We start from the raw sequence: 20,311 nt of genomic DNA, 5'->3' as shown, positions 1-20,311 counted from the left end.
GTGAAGTCGGTGTAGTTCTTCACGTACTCGTGCTGGATCTTGTCGTTCGTGAGCAAATAGTTGATCACGCCGCCAAGGAACGCGATGTCCGTGCCGGTGCGGATCGGCGCGTAGAAGTCCGCGACCGATGCCGTGCGCGTGAAGCGCGGATCCACCACGATGAGCCGCGCCTTGCGGTGCGCCTTCGCCTCCGTGACCCACTTGAATCCGCACGGGTGCGCTTCGGCCGCATTGCCGCCCATCACGAGGATCACATCCGCATTGCGAATGTCGACCCAATGATTCGTCATCGATCCACGGCCAAACGTCGGGGCAAGACCTGCCACCGTCGGGCCGTGTCAGACACGCGCCTGGTTGTCGAATGCGAGCAGGCCCATGCTGCGGGCCACTTTGTGCGTGAGGTAACCGACTTCGTTGCTGGCCGCCGAGGCTGCGAGCATGCCGGTGGTCAGCCAGCGGTTCACGGTCTTGCCGTCCGCCGTCTTCTCGACAAAATTCGCGTCGCGGTCTTCCTTGAGCAGCTTCGCGACGCGGTCGAGCGCCTCGTCCCACGAGATCCGCTTCCACTCGTTCGATCCCGCCGCCCGATACTCGGGATATTTCAGGCGGCTCTCGCTATGGATGAAATCGATGAGACTCGCGCCCTTCGGACACAGCGTGCCGCGATTAACGGGGTGATCGGGATCGCCCTCGATGTGGAAGATGCTGGCCGTAGCGTTCTTTGCGCCGTCGCCCAGACCGTACATGAGGATGCCGCAACCGACCGAACAATACGGGCAGGTGTTGCGGGTTTCAGTGGATCGCGCCAGTTTATATTGTCGGACTTCGGCAAGCGCATTGTCGGGTGCGAAACCCATCAACGCGAGGCTGGAACCCGCCAGCGAGGTTGCCGTGACCTTGAGGAACTGACGCCGGGACATTTGCAGCATGATGCGTCCTCAGCTTCTGGTTGTGGGTCGTTTCAGTATAAGTCGTTTTGGGCGACGGATCGCCGCAGATGTGCGCGTACACGGCGGCAACCCCCGGGAATCGGGCTTGCTATATTGAATGACCAAAGCGATCTTTGTGACGAAGTGTGACCAAATGCGTAGTGCACGCATGCTGCGGCGCACTTCGTCCCGGCCGTCGGCTTTTGCGGGTCCTGCACGTAGCGACCTCGCTGGCGGATCCTTCGTCCTTGTCGAAATGCAGGGCGCTTCATCATGTCTACGCTCTCAACGGAACGACTGCAGTCCGCCGCGCGCAAGGAAGCATCATGGGTGGTTGGCGCGCTTCGCCAGTTCATCGCCAACCGTTGCCCGTCGCTCGCGGCGAGCATCGCGTTCTACTCGGCGTTTTCGCTTGCGCCCACGCTCGTGATGGTGCTCGCGGTGGCCGGCTGGTTCTTCGGCGACGCCGCTGCGCGCGGAGAGCTGTTCCGCGAGGTTCACAACGTGCTCGGCGACGACGCGGCCGCCGGCATCACCACCATCGTGCAGAACGCACACCGCGCGGGCAGCACGGGCGGCGTCGCCACGATCATCTCGCTCGCCATGCTCGCGGTCGGCGCATCTGCAACGTTCTCGTCGCTCAATTCGGCGCTAAACATCGTCTGGCCACCTGAGAGGCCGCGCGCTTCCAGCGTGATGGCGCTCGTTCGCGTGCGCCTCATTTCGTTCGGGCTCGTGCTCGGCGTCGCGTTCCTGCTGATCGTCTCACTCGTGCTCGACACCGTCATCACCTTCGTCGGCCAATGGCTCTGGGGCAACTCTCCTTATGTGATCATCGGCAACCTGCTGCAGCTCGCCGTGGGCCTCGTCGTGCTGACCGTCGCGTTCGCCGCGCTGCTACGTTTCCTGCCCGACGCCAACGTGCAATGGCGCGACGCGATAGTGGGCGGCATCGTCGCGGCGGCACTGTTCTCGGTGGGCAAGAAGCTCTTCGCGCTCTATCTCGCGCACGCGGGCATGGCAACGGCGTTCGGCGCCGCCGGTTCGCTCGCGGTGCTGCTCATGTGGCTGTACTTCTCCGCGGCAGTGCTGCTGCTCGGCGCGGAATTCTCGGCGGCGCGCGCGCGCCTGCACGACCCTCGCGGCGCGTGGGGTTTCCTCGGGGATACACCGCCCGGCAGCCGCGCCAAGCTGGCCTCGGTGCTGGCCGCCTCGACCATTGCGCCGCGGTATGAAGCACGCCCTGCAGTCGGACACCCGACCGACCCAGCGCCAGCCGCCGTGCCGACAAAAAACGGGGCCACAATCAATGCGGCCGCGCCAGCCGATGCGGCGGTCGCCTCCTCCGCGGAAAAATCGGCACTATCGGAAACGCCGCTCGGCGCGATCGGGCGCGCGAGCGCACATGGCGGCGCATTCGGTCACAGCAAGAACGGCCTGCAGATCCGCCGCTCGGTCGTGCGCATGGAGGACAGCGCCACCTATGCCGCCGCACTGACGCTGGTTCAGGCGGGCCGCACGGTCGCCGCCGCCGACCGCTATCTGAAGCGGCATCCGTGGGGATCGGTGCTGCTGGTCGCGAGCGCCGCACTCGCCATGACGGCTGCCGCCGGGCGTCGCCACGCCGATGAAACCGCGCCGGCAAGCCATATTGCGAAAGGTCGTGGTAAGGCCGAAAAATAAGGATGTTTACGGAACTTTTATCAAAAACAGCAATAATGCTCCGTCAACAATCCAATATTTCCAAAATCGGCATAATCGACGCAGCCCCCGTCTGACAAGGCATTCTGGCCGGTGTCAGCTTTTCGCGACAGACTTTTATTTTTCAGTTCTGGTGCATTGCCCTGCTGCGTTATTCTCCATCGCGCAACAACTAAACAATCTCTGCGTGGAGAAAACAGAATGAAACGAGTCGCTCTCTCGACCCTCTCGCTGGCCTTGCTGGCCGCAGCCGGCACCGCTCACGCTCAAAGCAGCGTGACCCTGTACGGCGTGATCGATGAATCGATCCAGTGGGTGAACAACACGATGGACGCCAGCGGCCACAACAAGAACCTGGTTGGCCTCGTTGGTGGCAACCTGTCGGGCAACCGCTGGGGCATGAAGGGCTCGGAAGACCTGGGCGGTGGCCTGAAGGCGATTTTCCAGTTGGAAAACGGCTTCAACATCAACAACGGCAAGCTGGGCAACTATAACGGCAACAATCTGCTGTTTGGCCGTCAAGCATTCGTCGGTCTGGCAAGCGACCAGTTCGGTACCGTCACCGTCGGTCGCCAGTACGACCCGCTCGTCGACATGGTTCAGCCGCTGACCGGCGACAACTACTTCGGCAGCACGTTCGCAACCCCGGGTGACGTCGACAACAACGACAACAGCTCGCGTACGAACAGCGCAATCAAGTACGTTTCGCCGGTGCTGCAAGGCTTCCAGTTCGAAGGCATGTACGCCTTCGGCGGTGTCGCTGGCTCGACCGGCTCGGGTCAGAGCTGGGGTGCCGCTGCCACGTACGGCATCGGCTCGCTCAACGTTGCCGGCGGCTACTTCCGCATGGACAACTCGTCGTCGCTGGCAGCCCGCATCGCGAATGGCGGCTGGGCGTCGAACGCAACGTCGGATGCGATGTTCTATGACGGCAGCCAGATCAACACTGCCTACGCTTCGGCCAAGTCGGTCGGTATCGCTTCGCTGGCAGTTCAATACGTTGCTGGTCCGTTCACGATGAGCGGCCGTTACAGCAACGTTCAGATGAAGCCGGACGGCTTCTCGTCGTTCGACTCGACCCAGCGCTACAACGTGGCTGCCGGCTTCTTCGGCTACCAGTTGAACCCGGCGCTGCTGCTCGGCCTCGGCTACACCTACACGCACGGCGCAGGCGACACGTCGAACACCTACAACCAGGTTTCGCTCGGCGCGGACTACAACCTGTCGAAGCGCACGGACCTGTACGCAGTCGCGGCATGGCAACACGCCAATGGCACGCAACCCGGTACGGCGGAAGGTACCTCGTCGGCTGGCGCATCGATCGGCTCGTACGGCTACAACTCGGCTTCGAGCTCGCAGACCATGGTCAGCCTGGGCATCCGCCACAAGTTCTAAGCACAGCATCGAACCGGGCTTCGGCCCGGCGCCGGAACTGGCTGAACCGCCGTTCCGGCGATGCGAGCGAGACCACGCAGCTAAAAATTACATGCTGCACGAACCAGCCGCGGGCGCGAGCCCCGGCTGGTTTTTTTATATGCGCCGCGCTCCAGAGCAGGGGTTCTAGCCACCCACGACGGCCTCCCGCGCTCATGCGCGAGTGTTTCAACGCAATCGCACCAACGCGGCGGCGGCATGCCGCACACAGGCGTCGCTCAACGCCGTCGCCTGGCGTTGCGCGCCGCACACGACATGCAGCGCGACCGGCAACGCAGGCGCGAAGCGCTTCACCCCCACCCGCGCGCTCGCGTGCTGAGCTGTCAGCGCGTGGACCAGCGCGACGCCCAGTCCCGCTTCCACCATTGCCACCACGGATTGCGCGAGCGCCACCTCGACGCCCAGATCGCGCGTCACCGCGCATTCGGCGAACTGCCAGTCGATGCGCATACGCGCTTCGCTCGCCGCGGCAAACGAAATGAAGCGCTCGCCCTCGCAGTCTTCGGCGCGAATCACGCGCTTGCGCGCAAGACGATGCCCGCGCGCGGCACAATGCAGCGCAGCGGCCACTCGCCCAGACACTCCAGACGCGCGCCAGGGTGCGCCACGGCCTGCATCACGAAGCCGAGGTCGCAGCGTTGCGCCGCCACACTTTCGGCAATTTCCGCAGCATCGCCGGCCAGCAGTTCGAGATCGACGCCCTCGTGCTCGCGCGCGAACGCTGCGGCAACGCGCGGCGGGAAGTCGGCGGAAAGATCCGCAGAAGCCGCGACGCACACTACGCCGCGCGGTTACCCGCGAATCTGTGCGGCCGCCTGGGCCACGCGCTCGAAGCCCGCGAACGCACGCTCGACTTCATCGTGCAGCGCATGAGCTTCGACGGTCGATAGCAAGCGCCCCTGGCGCCGTTCGAAGAACGCTTGCGCCGTCTTCGCTTCGAAATCGGCAAGCAGGCGGCTCACTGCGGGCTGCGAGATGCCGAGCGCCTGCGCCGCGCGAGTAACCGTGCGCCATTGCATCAACGCACGAAAGGCTTCAACCTGGCGCAGACGGAGGTCGGCAGCAAGCATAATATGGTGTTATGGATTGGCGAATACCGTGCAGAGATGGCATCGCTACCAGTCTTCATCAATAACGATTAAGTCTATATTTCAGGTCCATCATGTCCGGCTAAAGGCCATAACACTAGAACATGCATTTGACACCAGAGCTCGCTTTGCACGCGCCAATGAAAAATCCCCGCAGGCCTGACGCCGACGGGGATTCCTGGGTACTAACGAGTCGCCGCCACCCGAAGGTTGCGGCTTGAACGCGATCAGGCCGCAGCTGCGTCCTTCAGCTTCTTCAGGGCGCGCGCCTTGATGCGGACCGTTGCCGGCTTGGCCGGGAACCAGCGCTCTTCGCCGGTGAACGGATCCTTGCCGAAGCGCTTCTTCTTCGCCGGCACAGCCTGCACGACGATCTTCAGAAGGCCCGACAGCGTGAATTCGCCGGCGCCCTTCTTGTGGACCGAACCGAGGATCGTGTCTTCCAGCGCGGCGAGCACGGCCTTGGCAGCCTTCGGCTCGACGCCAGCACGCTCAGCGACGTGGGTAGCCAGCGAGGCCTTCGTGAAGGTGTCCTTGATCGGCGTCGGTGCGCCGGACGCCTTCACGGCGACCTTCTTAGCTGCAGCAGTCTTGGCGGGCGCTTTCTTTGCGGCAACCTTCTTGGTGGCCGGGGCAGCTGCCTTTTTGGCCACTTTCTTTGCGGAAGTCGGCATGTTTCTCCTACCAGTGTTGGTCAGTGAATCGAAGAAGCACTGCGGAATGCACGTGCTTCAACGGCGGATTCTACATACGCGCAAGCGTTTTGCGTGAAGCTTTTGCATTGTCGTTGCGATTTTGTTGCGCGGTGCTGACTTCCGAACGCATTTCGACGCCTGTTTACAGGGGTAAACGTGCACCGTCGAGACTCCAACGCCTGCCCGATGCCGCGCTTCGGCCGGCGCGTCTCACATGCTCGCCGTTCGGAAAACGCCCTACGTATGGCGTTTTTCGTGATTTCGCATGCGCTCGTCGCACCGCCGCGCCCGCGGCAATCGGTCAGAGCGCACGCAGCAGCGTGGCAAGTGACGTCAACGCGGCATCGATACGCTCGACTTCGACCGCCCCGTAACCGAACAGAAAACCGCTTTGCACAGGCGCTTCGAGATGAAATGGCGCGAGCGGATGCAGCCCGATCGATGCACGGCGCGCGGCCTCGGCCACCGCACCGGCTTCGAGCGGCGCGACGAGCCGCGCCGCCAGGTGCAGGCCCGCCGTGTTCGGCATGACCGGTTCGAGCCACGGCGCAAGCGGTCCGCGCAAATGCGCGAGCAGCGTGTCGCGGCGCTGCGAATACGTCTGATGCATGCGCCGCAGGTGGCGTGCGAAATGGCCGTTGAGCATGAAGTTGGCGAGCGCCGTCTGCGTGAGCACGCAGCCGTGGCAGTCGCCGATCTGTCGCGCGCGGGCGAGCGGCGCGGCAAAGGTGGCGGGTGGCACCATGTACCCCACGCGCAGCTCCGGGAAGATCGTCTTCGAAAACGTGCCGACGTAGGCCACGAGACCTGCGTTGTCGAGACTCTTGAGCGGCTCCAGCGAACGCCCTTCGAAGCGGTATTCGCAGTCGTAATCGTCTTCGATCACGAGCGCGCCGCGCGCCTGCGCCCATTCGAGCAGCGCGACGCGCCGCTCGAGACTCATTGGCATGCCGAGCGGAAACTGGTGCGAGGGCGTCACGTAGACGAGCCGCGCCGCCTTCGGCAGGCGCGCGACGACGAGGCCCTCGTCGTCCACGGGCACCGGCACGACCTTCGCGCCGAGCGCGGCGAAGATATCCCGCGCGGGCGGATAGCCCGGATCCTCGACGGCCACCACGTCGCCGGGTGCCAGCGTCACGCGCGCGAGCAGATCGAGCGCCTGCTGCGCGCCCTGCGTGACGATCACGTCCTCCCAGTTGGCCTGCACCGCGCGATTGAAGGCGAGATAGCGCGAGACCGCAAGACGCAGCTTCTCCTCGCCGGCAGGATCGCGGTACATGCCGTGGCCGCGCGCCTGCACGCGCAACGCATCGTTGATGCAGCGCCGCCAGATGTCGAAGGGAAAGCGCGATTTGTCGGTGACGCCGCCCGCGAAGTCGCAAGCAAGCCGCGTATCGAAGCGTGGCAGCAAGCCGCCCTGCGCCTCAGCCTGCCACCATGGCGTCGCCTGCGCGCCGCGCGCGGCTTCGGTGACCGTCGTAGCGGCGCGGATCTGCGGATTCGGATGACCGCGCTCGCGCGCGGGCAGACGCTCGAGCGTTTCGGCGACAAAGGTGCCCGAGCCGCGCCGCGAGTTCAGATATCCCTCTGCCAGCAGGCGCTCGAAGACGTCGAGCGTGGTCTTGCGCGAAACGCCTAGCTGTTGCGCGAGATCGCGCGTGGAAGGCAGGCGGGTGCCACCCGCAAGGCGACCGTCGACGATGCTGTCGCGGAGTTGCCGGTAGATCTGGGCCGCGAGGTCGCGACGGCCCGACACGGTGACATGGAGTTCCATTGATGGCGCTGCAGGAAGCGTTCGACGGGAGCGAAAGTGGTCACTCGAGATATTGCCAGAATGGCTATATGAACGCGCCAGCGCGGCGCCTAAAGTGCTCACGTGGCTGACGCATTTCGCAGTTCCAGCCCATCCGTAACAGACCCATCCGCAACGGACGCCATTCAACTTCAGAGGTGAACGATCATGCAATCACGTATGGATTACTACAAGGCGAGCCCGGAAGGCACGAAAGCCATGATTGCGCTCGAAGAGCGCGTGAGCAAGAGCTCGATCGAAAAGCCGCTCGCGGAGCTGGTGCGTCTGCGCGCTTCGCAGATCAACGGCTGCGCGTTCTGCGTCGACATGCACACCACCGATGCGCGCAAGGGCGGCGAAACCGATCGCCGGCTCGCAACGGTCTCGGTGTGGCGCGAAACGCCGTTCTTCACCGAACGCGAACGCGCCGCGCTCGAATGGACCGAATCGGTCACGCTGCTCGCGCAAACGCACGTGCCCGACGAGGTATGGGAACGCGTGAAGCCGCATTTCACCGATCAGGAAATCGCCGATCTGACGTTGCTGATCGTCGCGATCAACGGCTGGAATCGCATCGCGGTGTCGTTCCGCAAGATGCCGGCCTGAGTACGCACCTCAGTACGCACCTCAGTACGCACCTGAGCACGCAGCATGACGCGCCACTTCTGTCGCCTGCTATTAAGCGGCGGCTGAACGCGGCGCGCGCGCTGCGTGCGCCACGCGAGCGACCCTGGCAGTTTTTGCGCGGCTTTTGGCATGGTTGCGCGGCCGTGCGAAGCTACAGTGAATCCCGGTTGTCCGGCACACCGCCGGCCTGGTTCGATACCCTGACCGAGGACTCCTCATGGCGCTGCAAATCGGCTTTCTTCTCTTTCCCAACGTGCAACAGCTCGACCTCACCGGCCCGTACGACGTGCTCGCCTCGATGCCGGACACGCAGGCGCGGCTCATCTGGAAGACGCTCGAACCCGTGCGCTCGAGCACCGGCCTCGTGCTCACGCCCGACACGACTTTCGACGACTGCCCTCCACTCGACGTGATCTGCGTACCGGGCGGCAGCGGCGTCTCGCAGCTGATCCCCGACGACGAGACGCTCGCGTTCCTGCGCCGCCAGGCGAGCGGCGCGCGCTACGTCACCTCGGTCTGCACGGGGGCGCTCGTGCTCGGCGCGGCCGGCCTGCTGCGCGGGCGGCGCGCAACCACGCACTGGGCTTTCCATGAGCTGCTGGAGCCGCTCGGCGCGCTCCCCGTGCGTGCGCGCGTGGTGCGCGACGGCAACGTGCTGACGGGCGGCGGCATCACCGCTGGCATCGATTTCGCGTTGACGCTCGCCGCCGAGCTGATCGGCGACGAGGCCGCCCAGGCGTTGCAGCTCGAACTCGAATACGCGCCCGCGCCGCCGTTCGATGCGGGTGATCCCGCCACGGCACCGCGCGCAATCGTGGAAAGGTTGCGCGCGCAATCAGCTGCATCGGTCGCCGAGCGCGCGCGCATCGTCGCGGCGGCCGCCGCGAGGCTCTGAGCCGGGCCGCGCGGCCAGCCTGGCCATGCGCCGCCGCGGGCCAGGGTCTGCGCTTGCTACCCTCTTTGGCATGGATCGTTTACATTGGCTCCCTGGCGCGCCGCACGCGCAATCTAGCGGCTAGCGCCTGCCCTCCCGGCTCAGGGATTGCCGTTCAAACCAGACATAAGGGGAATCGATGCGTTCCACCACCAGCAAGCTCACTCTCGCCGCGGCCACCGCCGCATTCCTGATCGGCGCCGCCGCGCCGGCGCTCGCGCAGACGGAGGCCAGCGCACCGGCCGCCGCCGAGTCCACGGCCTCGCAACCGCTCACCAAGGAGCAGAAGAAGGAAGCCAAGGCACAGGCCAAAGCGCAGCGCAAGGCAGAGCGCAAGGAAGCCCGCGCGAAGAACAACGCCGAACTGAAGAAGCTGGAAGCCGCTGGCTACAAGCCGGGATTGAACGACCCGAACTATCCGCAGAACCTGCAAGACGCGCAGAAAAAAGCGAACGCCGCTGCTGGCGCGAGCCAGTAAGCCGCGTTCGCTCTAGTCTTTCGCACGTTTTTTTCGCGTTCGGGCCGGCCGCCGTGCCGGTCCGAACGCCTCCAGGCTGCACCGCCGTTTCCTGCCTCCGCGTCGCGTTTTGCGACACCCTCGATCGCCTGCCGCGCAAATCCCGCGACGCTCCCACGCACTCGCAATCACTCGCGCACCGGCCACGCGAAACGCTCCAATAATCGATTGCCAGTACCATCCGCGAAGCGAACCCGCCGTCACGTTCGCAAGCAGCGAAACCGCCGCCATCGACGCTGCATGCGCCACGCCATGAGCCCGCCGCATGCATGCCCAATGTGGAGTGATCGTCATGACCGCACCCCAGCCAGCTGCCAACGCGAGTGCCGGGCCGCAGAAAAAGGGCATTCCTGTCGGTCTGATCGCGGGCGTGGCCGCCCTCGTCGTCGTGCTTGTGCTGCCCCTGCCCGCAACCCTGCCGCCCGCCGGCCAGCGCATGCTCGCGATCCTCGCTTTCGCCGTGGTCGTATGGCTCACCGAGGCCGTGTCATACGAGGCGAGCGCGATCATCATCACCTCGCTCATGGCGTTTCTCGTCGGCACGGCGCCCACCATCGAGAATCCCGCCGTCGACTACGGTACGAACAAAGCCATCAGCATGGCGCTCGCCGGCTTCTCGAACTCCGCGCTCGCGCTCGTGGCCGGCGCGCTGTTCATTTCGGCGGCGATGACCGTGAACGGCCTCGACCGGCGCATCGCACTCGTCACGCTCTCGCTCATCGGCACAACCACGCGGCGCATCCTGATCGGCGCGATCGCCGTCACCATCGTGCTCTCGCTCGTGGTGCCGAGCGCCACCGCGCGCAGCGCCTGCGTCGTGCCGATCATGGTGGGCGTGATCTCCGCGTTCGGCGTGGACAAGCGCTCGAACATCGCGGCGGGCATCATGATCGTGGTGGCCGCGGGTACCAGCATCTGGAACGTCGGCATCCAGACCGCCGCCGCGCAAAACCTGCTGACCGTGGGCTTCATGGACAAGATGCTCGGCGCGCGCGTCACATGGCTCGACTGGCTCGTCGCGGGCGCGCCCTGGGCAATCGTGATGTCGGCGGCGCTGCTCGTCATCGTGCTGAAGATGCTGCCGCCCGAAGCCGAAGCGATCGCGGGCGGCAAGGAAGCCGTCGAAGCCTCGCTGCGCGAACTGGGCCCCATGACGGGCCCGCAAAAGCGCCTGCTGGGCGTCTCCATCGGCCTGCTGTTCTTCTGGGCGACCGAGGGCAAGCTGCACCCCTTCGACACCACCTCGGTCACCTACGTAGGCCTCGTGCTGCTGTTGTTGCCGCGCTTCGGCGTGATGGACTGGAAGACGGTGCAAAGCCGCATTCCATGGGGCACGGTGATCGTGTTCGGCGTGGGCATCAGCCTCGGCACCGCGCTGCTCACGACGAAGGCGGGCCAATGGCTCGGCGACCTCGTCGCGCACCACACCGGGCTCGACACGGCCACGCCCTTCACGGCCTTCGCGATTCTCTCGGCGTTCCTGATCGTCATTCACCTCGGCTTTGCGAGCGCGACGGCGCTCACCTCTGCCATGCTGCCGATTCTCGTGTCGGTGCTGCAGTCGATGCAGGGCGATTTCAACCGGCTCGGGCTCACGATGCTGCTCGGCTTCGTGGTGAGCTTCGGCTTCATCCTGCCGATCAACGCGCCGCAGAACATGGTATGCCTCGCCACCGAAACGTTCACCGCGAAGCAGTTTGCGCGGGTCGGCATCGTGCTGACGATCGTGGGCTACCTGCTCCTGCTGCTGTTCGGCGCGACGTGGTGGCGCTGGCTTGGCTGGATCTGAACGCGAAGCGCTGTACGCAGATGGAATATGGCGAACGAGCTGGGCGTCGCGCCGCTCACGGCGGCGTGAGGCGCTCTCCCACGACGCACATGCAAAACGGCCGCGCAAGTCCTGAACTTGCGCGGCCGCTTCGTTTGGCTTTATCGCGTTTCAAACCGCGAGCATCACACCGCAACGGCTCCCACGTAGTTCTCGGCCATCGCCGTGGCGGCGGCGCGCGAAGTCGTGACGTGCTCGAGCTCGGCGACCTGCAGGCGCTGCTCGAACGGCGAGGCATCGTCGAGGCGGTGCATCATGCGCGTCATCCAGTACGAGAAGTGCTCGGCGCGCCAGATGCGGCGCAACGCCGTTTCGCTATAGGCGTCGAGCAGATCGGTGCGGCTCTCCGTGTAGAAGGCCACGAGCGCGGCGGTCAGCACGCGCACGTCCGACACCGCGAGGTTGAGCCCCTTCGCGCCGGTGGGCGGCACGATATGCGCGGCGTCGCCCGCGAGGAAGAGGCGGCCGTGCTGCATCGTGGTCGAAACGAAGCTGCGCATGCCCACGATGTTCTTCTGGAAGATCCTGCCTTCTACCACCTGATGCCCCTCCAGCGAGTCGACGCGCGCATGCATCTCGGCCCAGATGCGGTCGTCGGACCAGTTATCGACGCTGTCCTTCGGATCGCACTGGAAATACATGCGCTGCACGTTCGGCGAGCGCGTGCTGACGAGCGCGAAGCCGCGGTCGTGACGCGCGTAGATCAGTTCGTCCGAGGTGGGCGGCGCCTCGACGAGAATGCCGAACCAGCCGAACGGGAACACGCGCTCGTAGTCCTGGCGCAGCGCCGCCGGAATCGCACCGCGCGAAACGCCCTGCGAGCCGTCGCAGCCGATCACGTAATCGCACTGCAGTTCGTGCTGCTCGCCTTCGTGCGTGAAGCGGATCGACGGCGTGCTGGTTTCGATGCCGTGAATCGACGTATTCGAGACGTTGAAGAAGAGCTTGCCGTCTGCGGCCACGCGCGCGGCGACGAGGTCCTTGAGCACTTCATGCTGCGCGTAGACGGTGATGGCCTTGCCGGTGAGGCCGGTGAGGTCGATGCGGCGGCGCTTGCCTTCGAACGCGAGTTCGAAGCCGTGATGCAACGCGCCTTCGGCCTTCATGCGCTCGCCGACGCCCGTTTCGGTGAGCAGGTCCATCGTGCCTTGCTCGAGTACGCCCGCGCGAATCGTCGATTCGATCTGGTCGCGGCCACGCAGCTCCAGCACGACCGAGTCGATACCGCGAAGATGCAGAAGATGGGAAAGAAGCAGGCCCGCGGGCCCGGCGCCAATGATGCCAACCTGAGTGCGCATGTCATGTCTCCTATGCGGCGTTGCTTGAGTTGATTTTGCGCAAGTTTCACCGCTGGCCGGCTATCTCGCAACGCGATATGGCGAATATGTACTATCCAGATTTGGAATATCAAAGCGATAGCGGGGCAAGTGCGCGGAATGGAAGTTGCTGGCTGGGGCGGTTTGCCCGTATCCACAAGAACACCAAGCCCATGCCTTTACCGTTCCGCTTTCCGACAACCGATTCCGCAACGAAACCCCGCTCCTCCTCATTCGCCCTCGCGCTCGCAACCGCGTTGTGCCTTGCGTTTCCGCTCTCGCACGCCGAGCGCGCGCAAGCCGATAGCGCGAGCTCGACCACGACGCAAAGTGGGCAGGAATTACAACGCCCCGCACGATCCGCGCAATCCGCGCAGCCCGCCACGCCCGCCGACCTCTACGGGCGCCTGTACCACGACGTCGAACTCGCGCAGGTCTTCCCCGACAGCAAGACGTTTGCCGACATGCTGCCAAACGCGCGCCCCGACGAGATCACCGCGGCCTACGACCGCTGGCGCCAGCAGCATGCCGGCGAGCGCGACGAACCCGCGCGCAAGGCGGCGCTCACGCAGTTCGTGAACCAGTACTTCACGGCCCCGCCGCAGACCGACGACCACTACGTTTCCGATCCGGACCAGGACGTCGTCGGCCATATCGACACGCTCTGGGACGTGCTCACCCGCCAGCCCGACGCCGAGCCCCATGCGTACTCGTCGCTGCTGCCGCTGCCGTACGCGTACGTCGTGCCGGGCGGCCGCTTCAACGAGATCTACTACTGGGACTCGTACTTCATCATGCTGGGCCTCGAAGCGAGCGGCCGTCATGCGCTCGTGCTCGACGAGCTGAACAATTTCGCCACGCTGATCGACCGTTACGGCCACATCCCCAACGGCAATCGCACGTATTACCTGAGCCGCTCGCAGCCGCCGTTCTTCGCGCAGATGGTGAGCCTCGCCGCGCAAAGGGACGGCGACGCCGTGTATCTGCGCAATCTGCCGCAACTGCGCAAGGAATACGACTACTGGATGGCCGGCGCGCAAACACTCGAACCGGGCCACGCCACGCGCCACGTCGTGCGCCTGCCCGACGGCACGCTGCTCAACCGCTACTGGGACGCGCGCAACCGGCCGCGCGACGAGTCGTATCGCGAAGACATGCTCACGGCGAGGTCCATGCCGCAGCGCAACGCCCCGGATCTCTGGCGCAACCTGCGCGCGGGCGCGGAAACGGGCTCGGACTACAGCTCACGCTGGCTCGCCGACGACCACACGCTCGCGACCATCGACGTGACCTCGCTCGCGCCGGTGGACCTGAACTCGCTGATGGTCATGCTCGAGCGCACGCTCGCGAAGGCCTACGGTCTCAAGGGCGACGCGCGCGAGGCCGCATCGATGACGAAGCGCGCCCAGCAGCGCGCCGAAGCGATCGACCGCGTGCTCTGGGATCCACAGCTGCATGCGTTCGGCGACTACGACTTCGTCCACCACACGCTCACGCACCGGCTCACGGCGGCGACCGTGTACCCGCTCTATGCGGGCGTCGCGACACGGCAGCAGGCGCAGGACGTGGCCGCCGCCGTGCGCACCGGCCTGTTGCGCCCGGGCGGCCTCGCCACCACCCAGGTCGCGACGGGCCAGCAATGGGACGAGCCGAACGGCTGGGCGCCGCTGCAATATCTCGCGGTAATCGGGCTGCGCCGCTACGGCGAGCAGGACCTCGCACAGGAAATCGCCACGCGCTGGATCGCGACGAATCTCGCCTACTACCAGCGCACGCACAAGCTCGTCGAAAAATACGACGTGAGCGCGGCGGCCACGCAGGCCTCGTCGGCGGGCGGCGGCGAATATCCGCTGCAGGACGGCTTCGGCTGGACCAACGGCGTGCTGCGCGTGCTGCTCCAGATGTATCCGCGCTCCGCCGCCGCGCAAGGCGCGCGAGCGTCCGGCACGGCGGCGGCGGCCCGCGAGCCCGCCAGCGCGCCGTGATGCGGCGCAGCGTTGCGCGCAGCGCATCTGAGTGCAATTGTGGGGAACTGAGCGGACCGCCACGCGTGGCTGGCGCGGCGCGAAACTTGCGCATGATTCCCTGCGTGCAGTGCAGCACCGCTGCTGCGCGACGCCGCATGCCAGGCCCGAGGCCGCTGCGCCTCATGTGCATGTCTCGCGCCAACGGCGTATGCTGGTATTCATTATCTCGATAAATTTCCGACCGGCTCGCGCCGCTCGTTGCGATGAACGCCTCCGCCCATGCCCCCGGTTCCCCAAGCGCGCCGCGCGTGACGGTGGTCGTGCTCACGCGCAACCAGGTGCGCCAGACCATCGATACCGTTGCGCGCCTCACCGCCCTTCCCGAGCAACCCGATGTGATCGTGGCCGACAACGGCTCCAGCGATTCCACCGTGGCCCTGCTGGCCTCGCTGTTTCCGCAGGTGCGCATCGTCCAGTCGCTGGGCGACCGCGGCATGGCCGGCTTCAATCGCGCCGTCCTGCTCGCGCGCACCGAATATGTGGCCTGCTGCGACGACTGCACCTGGTTCGCGCCCGGCTCGCTCGCACGCGCGGCGCAACTGCTCGACGCGCACGCGGAGGTTGCCGTGCTCAACGCACGCGTGGTGAGCGACGACGAACGCGAAATCCACCCCGCCTGCCTGATGCTCGCCGCCACCTCGCCGGCTGCGGAAAGTCTCGGCGGTCCCACGCTCGCGAGCTTCATGGCCGGCGCATGCATTTTCCGTGCGGCGGTGTTCCGCGCGCTCGGCGGCTACGAGGAGCGCCTCTCGCACGGTGGCGCCGAGGAGCTCGCCGCCCTCGACATGCTCTCCGCGGGCCATCAGATCATCTATTGCGAACAGGCCCTCGCGCATCGCGAGCCGCTCTATCGCTGGTTCACGCGCGCGCAGCACTGCGCTCTCGCGCGCAACTCCGCGTGGGTTGCCTGGATGCGGCTGCCCATGCGCGACGCGATCGCGGTCACCGGCCGCGCGCTCGCCGTGTTCGCGCGCCAACGCTCGCTCGGGCCCGCGGGCGTCGCGCTCCTGCGCGGCGCGTTCTGGACGCTGCGCCGCCGCCGCGTGGTGCCGCCTCATGTCGTGCTGCTCACCCGCCAGGTGCGCCGCGCCGAGCGCCACGTGCGCGCGGGCATTCCCGCCATGGCCGAAAAGTACGACCGCTCGGGGCAACGCGCGTGGTAAGCTGCGGCGCTCGTTGGGCGCGGGCAGTCCCTCCAGACGCCAAGGCCTGTTCCCATGAATGACGGGCCTACGACTGCCCCGAGGACCATGACAACGCCCGACTCCGGCATCGCCCCGCAAGGCAGCGCCACGCAACCCGCCCCCGAAAGCGCGTCCGAAAGCCATAACGAACGCCGCTTCGAGGCGCTCGTCCAGCCGATCGAAGACTACGCGATCTTCCTGCTCGACACGCGCGGCCATGTCGCGAGCTGGAATCGCGGCGCGGCCCGCATCAAGGGCTACGCGGCGCACGAGATCATCGGCGAGCATTTCTCGCGTTTCTACACGGAAGAAGCCAAGGCGCGCCGCTGGCCCGACCACGAGCTGGAACAGGCCGCCCTGCATGGGCGCTTCAACGACGAAGGCTGGCGCGTGCGCAAGGACGGCACGATGTTCTGGGCCAACGTGGTCATCACCGCGCTGCGCGAGAGCGACGGCTCGCTCTCGGGCTTCGCCAAGGTCACGCGCGACCTCACGGCCGAGCGCCGCCAGGTCGAAGCGCTGCGCCTTTCGGAGGAGCGCTTTCGCCTGCTCGTCGAGAGCGTGAGCGACCATGCGATCTTCATGCTCGATCCGCAAGGCAATGTGGTGAGCTGGAACAGCGGCGCCACCAACCTCAAGGGCTACCGCCCGGCCGAGATCGTCGGCCAGCACTTCTCCGTGTTCTACCCGCCCGAGGAGGTGGCCGCCGGCCTGCCCGAGCTCGAGCTGCGCCGCGCGACCGAACTGGGCCGCGTCGTCACGGAAGGCTGGCGCGTGCGCAAGGACGGATCGATGTTCTGGGCCAACGTCACGCTCACCGCTGTGCACGACGGCCATGGGCGGCTCACCGGCTTCGCGAAAGTCACGCGCGACATGACCGAGAGCCGCCGCAACGACGAGCTCGAGCATTCGAGCGAGCAGATGAAGCAGTTCCTCGCCATGCTCGCGCACGAGTTGCGCAACCCGCTTGCGCCCGTGCGCAACGCCGTGGCCACGATGCACCTCATGGACGCGCCGAGCCCCGAGATCGAGCGCGCGCGCGACATGATCGACCGGCAGATCGTGCACCTCACGCGGCTCGTGGACGACCTCCTCGACGTCGGCCGCATCACCTCGGGCAAGATCGAGTTACGCGAGGCGCCGCTCGACCTGCGCGAAGTGGTTGCGCACGCCATCGACGCCGCGCAGCCGTTCACCTCGGCGCGCAACCAGCACGTGGAAACGCAACTGCCCGATGCGCCGCTCACCATGACGGGCGACCATACGCGCCTCGTGCAGGTGCTGCAGAACCTGCTGCACAACGCCTCGAAGTTCTCGCCCGACGGCAGCCGCATCGCCGTCGATGTGCATCGCGCGGCGCGCGCCGTGCAGATCCAGGTGCGCGACGAAGGCCGCGGGCTACGACCCGGCACCTTCGAATCGATCTTCGGCCTCTTCAGCCAGGACCGCACGATGCCCGTGCCGATCGAAAACGGGCTCGGCATCGGCCTCATGCTGTGCCGCTCGCTCGTCGAGCTGCACGGCGGCACGATTTCCGCCACGAGCGATGGCCCCGGCAAGGGCAGCACGTTCACGATCCGCCTGCCGTTGGCGCGCAAGGCCACGCATGCCGCCCAGCCGGCGCCGCTCGACGCGGACGCAATCAGTCTGGCGGCGCTGGCCGAGGCCGGCGTACCGCCGCTGCGCGTGCTCGTGGTCGACGACAATCGCGATTCGGCCGACAGCCTCGCAATGCTGCTCGAACTCAAAGGCCACGAGGTTCGCGTCGCCTATAGCGCCGCGCAGGCAGGCAAGCAAGTCGAGGACTTCACGCCCGACGCCGCGCTCATCGACATCGCCATGCCGGAAATCGACGGCTATGCGGCGTTGCGCGCACTGCGTGCGCTGCCCGCGCTTTCACACACGCTGTTCGCGGCCATGACGGGATTCGGCCAGGCCGCCGACATCGAGCTCACGCAGGAGGCGGGCTTCGAGATGCATCTCGTGAAGCCCGTCGACGCCGCGCTTTTCGACGAAGTGCTCGCGCTCGCCGCGGCAAGACGCACGTGATAAACCCGCCAGGCGATAAGGGCGCCCGCTGACAAAGACGCCAGGAGCTAAGGCGCGACGGGCACGAACGGCCGGTATTCGACCTCGGGCCCGCGCACGACGATCGCCGTCGATTCCGGCACTTCGGCCCAGACCTCCGGCGTGTTGCCGAGCGGCTCGGAAACGAGCAGATACGCATCCTCGCCCGCCGCCGTGATGCGCGGATCGTCGGGATAGAGCTCGTGCAGATGCCGGAACGACGCGGTGTGATAGAGCGAGCGCGAATTGCGTTCGCTCGAATAGCGCGCCGCGATGATCTGCTCGCCGTCGCATGCGCATACCGTCATGTTGAGCGCCGGCTCCACGCCATGCTTTTTCGCGGTTTCCTCGACAAAGCCCGCCATGCGCTCGAGCGCGGCGACGGGATCCAGTTCGAGGCCGAATGTCATCGCCAGATAGAACATCGTTTCGGAATCCGTCGAACCTTCGATCGCGTTGAAGCGCCCCGGATCGATCGCCACGAGCAGGTCGCGCCGCATGAGCGGAAAGCTGCGAATCAGCCCGTTGTGCGCGAATATCCAGCGCCGATGACGAAACGGATGGCAGTTCGTCTCCTGCACCGGCGTGTGCGTGGCCGCACGAATATGCGCGATGAACATCGGCGCGCTCACGGCGCGCGCGAGCTCACGCAGGTTGCGGTCGTTCCAGGCCGGATGCACGCTGCGATAGCGATAGGGAATGTCGTGCGGATGCTGATACCAGCCAAGCCCGAAGCCGTCGCCGTTCGTGGTGGTCGCGCCCTGGGTCGAATGCAGGCTCTGGTCGATCAGCGAGTGGCGCGAATGAAACAGCACGGTTTCGAGCTGCACGGGGTTGCCGGAATAGGCGAGCCAGCGGCACATGATGGGCTCCTTCGAAAGGTCGTTTTCGAGCGCCGGCCCGCAAACGCACCGCCTACTTCACGGCGCGCAGGTCGGCGATCGGCGTGAGAAAGCCATTCAGTCCAGTGAGTATGATCTGCACCCCGATGCACAGGAGCAAAAACGAGGAAACGCGCATGGCCACGCGCGTGCCCTCCACACCCAGATATTGCGAAAGCCGCGCCGCGCGGCTGTATACGTAATAGATCACGAGCATGACGAGCGTCGAGATCACGAGCGACGCGACGCTGGAAATCAGCCATGCCGAAAGCTTGTGCGTGCGGTTGGCGTTCAGCGCGATGGCCGTCGCGATCGAGCCGGGACCGGTGGTGAGCGGAATCGTCAGAGGGAAAAAGGCCTTGCCGGCGGCAGAGCCCGAGCTCATGGGCTTCACCGGGTGATCGACCATGGCTTCACGCGCCTCGGGCTCGGGCGCGTTGAGCATTTGCCAACCGCTCACGGCCACCGCGAGGCCGCCGCCGATGCGCAGCGCCTCCATCGAAATGCCGAAGAAATGCAGGATCGGCGTGCCGACGAAGAACGCCGCGACCAGCACGAAGAACGCGTTGATCGCCACGCGCTTGGCGAGCAGGCGCCGTTGTTCGTCGGTGAGCGTTGCGGTGCGGTCGAGAAAAACAAAGGCAACGCCGATGGGATTGATGATGCTGATGAGTCCGGTGAAACCGAACAGGATGTCTGAAATCAGGCTCTCGATCATGGAGTCGATCCGGTAATGGCATGCGCGAACGGAGGTGCGCAAAGTGTAGCCGGATCGAGGGGCGGCGTGCCTGATCGATGCCCGTCCCGAGGCCGCGAAATGGCGCATCGCACCAATGCTTTCGGCTGGCCTTCAATTATTTTGGCGGCTTTACGGGGCGCGTTCGCAAGCATAGAGTGGATTGCCTCGCACCCAGGCGCGACGTTTCTTTTCTTCTCAAATACAAGAGGAGTTGCCATGTCACTGAGGTTGCTCGCTGCCTTGCCCTTTATCGGCATCCTGCTCGGGGTGCCGTTCGTCAACCGCACCGAGCCGCTCGTGCTCGGCATGCCGCTCGTGCTGGCATGGATCGTCATGTGGGTCGTGCTGACCGCGGCCATCATGGGGATCATCTACCGGCTCGATCCGACCAACCGGCACGCTGGCGAAGCCGAGGCGGAGGTGCAGGCATGAGCGCCCTCATCATCATCGTGGCGATCACGGTCGTCGCGCTCTTTCTCGGCATGCGTGCGCGCAGCGGCCACGACATGAATCTCGAGCAGTGGGCCGTGGGCGGACGCAGCTTCGGCACCG

Annotated in this window: 19 protein-coding genes; 10 read left to right on the top strand and 9 right to left on the bottom strand. The window is 65.7% G+C overall.

Annotation, left to right across the window (positions count from 1 at the left end):
- On the bottom strand, window positions 1-929 hold a 929-nt coding region (locus tag VMJ11_RS13615), incomplete at its 3' end, for a molybdopterin-dependent oxidoreductase (RefSeq protein WP_325619922.1).
- A 273-nt stretch (window positions 930-1,202) separates the two neighbouring features.
- On the opposite strand from VMJ11_RS13615, the gene VMJ11_RS13610 reads away from it, so the two are divergent.
- Window positions 1,203-2,612, top strand: a complete 1,410-nt coding sequence (locus VMJ11_RS13610; RefSeq protein ID WP_325619921.1) for a YihY/virulence factor BrkB family protein — start codon at window positions 1,203-1,205, stop codon at window positions 2,610-2,612.
- Window positions 2,613-2,831: 219 nt separating this feature from the next.
- Window positions 2,832-4,025 (top strand): porin, encoded by a 1,194-nt coding sequence (locus VMJ11_RS13605; RefSeq protein WP_325619920.1) that lies wholly within the window; start codon window positions 2,832-2,834, stop codon window positions 4,023-4,025.
- 207 nt (window positions 4,026-4,232) lie between these two features.
- On the opposite strand, the gene VMJ11_RS13600 is transcribed toward VMJ11_RS13605, so the two are convergent.
- The 5 genes from VMJ11_RS13600 to VMJ11_RS13580 all read right to left on the bottom strand — a co-directional run bounded on the left by VMJ11_RS13600 (window position 4,233) and on the right by VMJ11_RS13580 (window position 7,621).
- Window positions 4,233-4,580 (bottom strand): LysR substrate-binding domain-containing protein, encoded by a 348-nt coding sequence (locus VMJ11_RS13600; RefSeq protein WP_325619919.1) that lies wholly within the window; start codon window positions 4,578-4,580, stop codon window positions 4,233-4,235.
- A complete protein-coding gene (locus VMJ11_RS13595) occupies window positions 4,577-4,843 on the bottom strand; it encodes a LysR substrate-binding domain-containing protein (RefSeq protein WP_325619918.1) in 267 nt (88 codons plus the stop codon). The genes VMJ11_RS13600 and VMJ11_RS13595 overlap by 4 nt, the downstream gene beginning before the upstream one ends.
- A gap of 12 nt (window positions 4,844-4,855) precedes the next feature.
- Window positions 4,856-5,134, bottom strand: a complete 279-nt coding sequence (locus VMJ11_RS13590; RefSeq protein WP_325619917.1) for a LysR family transcriptional regulator — start codon at window positions 5,132-5,134, stop codon at window positions 4,856-4,858.
- A gap of 245 nt (window positions 5,135-5,379) precedes the next feature.
- Window positions 5,380-5,826 (bottom strand): HU family DNA-binding protein, encoded by a 447-nt coding sequence (locus VMJ11_RS13585; protein WP_325619916.1) that lies wholly within the window; start codon window positions 5,824-5,826, stop codon window positions 5,380-5,382.
- Between the two features lie 322 nt (window positions 5,827-6,148).
- Window positions 6,149-7,621 (bottom strand): PLP-dependent aminotransferase family protein, encoded by a 1,473-nt coding sequence (locus VMJ11_RS13580; RefSeq protein WP_325619915.1) that lies wholly within the window; start codon window positions 7,619-7,621, stop codon window positions 6,149-6,151.
- A 186-nt stretch (window positions 7,622-7,807) separates the two neighbouring features.
- On the opposite strand from VMJ11_RS13580, the gene VMJ11_RS13575 reads away from it, so the two are divergent.
- The 4 genes from VMJ11_RS13575 (at window position 7,808) to VMJ11_RS13560 (ending at window position 11,506) form a co-directional block, all read left to right on the top strand.
- Window positions 7,808-8,245 (top strand): carboxymuconolactone decarboxylase family protein, encoded by a 438-nt coding sequence (locus VMJ11_RS13575; RefSeq protein WP_325619914.1) that lies wholly within the window; start codon window positions 7,808-7,810, stop codon window positions 8,243-8,245.
- 238 nt (window positions 8,246-8,483) lie between these two features.
- The gene (locus VMJ11_RS13570; RefSeq protein ID WP_325619913.1) at window positions 8,484-9,161 is read left to right on the top strand and encodes a DJ-1/PfpI family protein; all 678 of its coding nucleotides are present in this window, start codon (window positions 8,484-8,486) and stop codon (window positions 9,159-9,161) included.
- A 178-nt stretch (window positions 9,162-9,339) separates the two neighbouring features.
- Window positions 9,340-9,678 (top strand): DUF4148 domain-containing protein, encoded by a 339-nt coding sequence (locus VMJ11_RS13565; protein WP_325619912.1) that lies wholly within the window; start codon window positions 9,340-9,342, stop codon window positions 9,676-9,678.
- A gap of 331 nt (window positions 9,679-10,009) precedes the next feature.
- Window positions 10,010-11,506, top strand: coding sequence for a DASS family sodium-coupled anion symporter (locus VMJ11_RS13560; RefSeq protein ID WP_325619911.1), 1,497 nt, complete (start codon window positions 10,010-10,012; stop codon window positions 11,504-11,506).
- Between the two features lie 164 nt (window positions 11,507-11,670).
- On the opposite strand, the gene VMJ11_RS13555 is transcribed toward VMJ11_RS13560, so the two are convergent.
- The gene (locus VMJ11_RS13555) at window positions 11,671-12,843 is read right to left on the bottom strand and encodes a 4-hydroxybenzoate 3-monooxygenase (protein ID WP_325619910.1); all 1,173 of its coding nucleotides are present in this window, start codon (window positions 12,841-12,843) and stop codon (window positions 11,671-11,673) included.
- A 191-nt stretch (window positions 12,844-13,034) separates the two neighbouring features.
- Between VMJ11_RS13555 and treF the strand changes: the two genes are divergently transcribed.
- From treF to VMJ11_RS13540, 3 genes are all read left to right on the top strand, one after another.
- Window positions 13,035-14,846, top strand: coding sequence for an alpha,alpha-trehalase TreF (gene treF / locus VMJ11_RS13550; protein WP_325619909.1), 1,812 nt, complete (start codon window positions 13,035-13,037; stop codon window positions 14,844-14,846).
- A gap of 245 nt (window positions 14,847-15,091) precedes the next feature.
- Complete coding sequence (locus VMJ11_RS13545) at window positions 15,092-16,051, top strand: glycosyltransferase family 2 protein (protein WP_325619908.1); 960 nt, start codon at window positions 15,092-15,094, stop codon at window positions 16,049-16,051.
- 87 nt (window positions 16,052-16,138) lie between these two features.
- Window positions 16,139-18,121, top strand: a complete 1,983-nt coding sequence (locus tag VMJ11_RS13540) for a PAS domain S-box protein (RefSeq protein ID WP_325619907.1) — start codon at window positions 16,139-16,141, stop codon at window positions 18,119-18,121.
- A 47-nt stretch (window positions 18,122-18,168) separates the two neighbouring features.
- On the opposite strand, the gene VMJ11_RS13535 is transcribed toward VMJ11_RS13540, so the two are convergent.
- Both VMJ11_RS13535 and VMJ11_RS13530 read right to left on the bottom strand, forming a co-directional pair.
- Entirely contained in the window at window positions 18,169-19,002 is an 834-nt protein-coding gene (locus VMJ11_RS13535) for a class II glutamine amidotransferase (RefSeq protein WP_325619906.1), read from the bottom strand.
- Window positions 19,003-19,054: 52 nt separating this feature from the next.
- Window positions 19,055-19,738, bottom strand: a complete 684-nt coding sequence (locus tag VMJ11_RS13530; protein ID WP_325619905.1) for a MarC family protein — start codon at window positions 19,736-19,738, stop codon at window positions 19,055-19,057.
- A 237-nt stretch (window positions 19,739-19,975) separates the two neighbouring features.
- On the opposite strand from VMJ11_RS13530, the gene VMJ11_RS13525 reads away from it, so the two are divergent.
- Window positions 19,976-20,191 (top strand): DUF3311 domain-containing protein, encoded by a 216-nt coding sequence (locus VMJ11_RS13525; protein WP_325619904.1) that lies wholly within the window; start codon window positions 19,976-19,978, stop codon window positions 20,189-20,191.
- Window positions 20,192-20,311: the final 120 nt, after the last annotated feature.

It is taken from the genome of Paraburkholderia sp. (assembly GCF_035501035.1).
Classification (GTDB): domain Bacteria; phylum Pseudomonadota; class Gammaproteobacteria; order Burkholderiales; family Burkholderiaceae; genus Paraburkholderia.
This window is presented reverse-complemented; position numbering and strand designations above follow the sequence as displayed.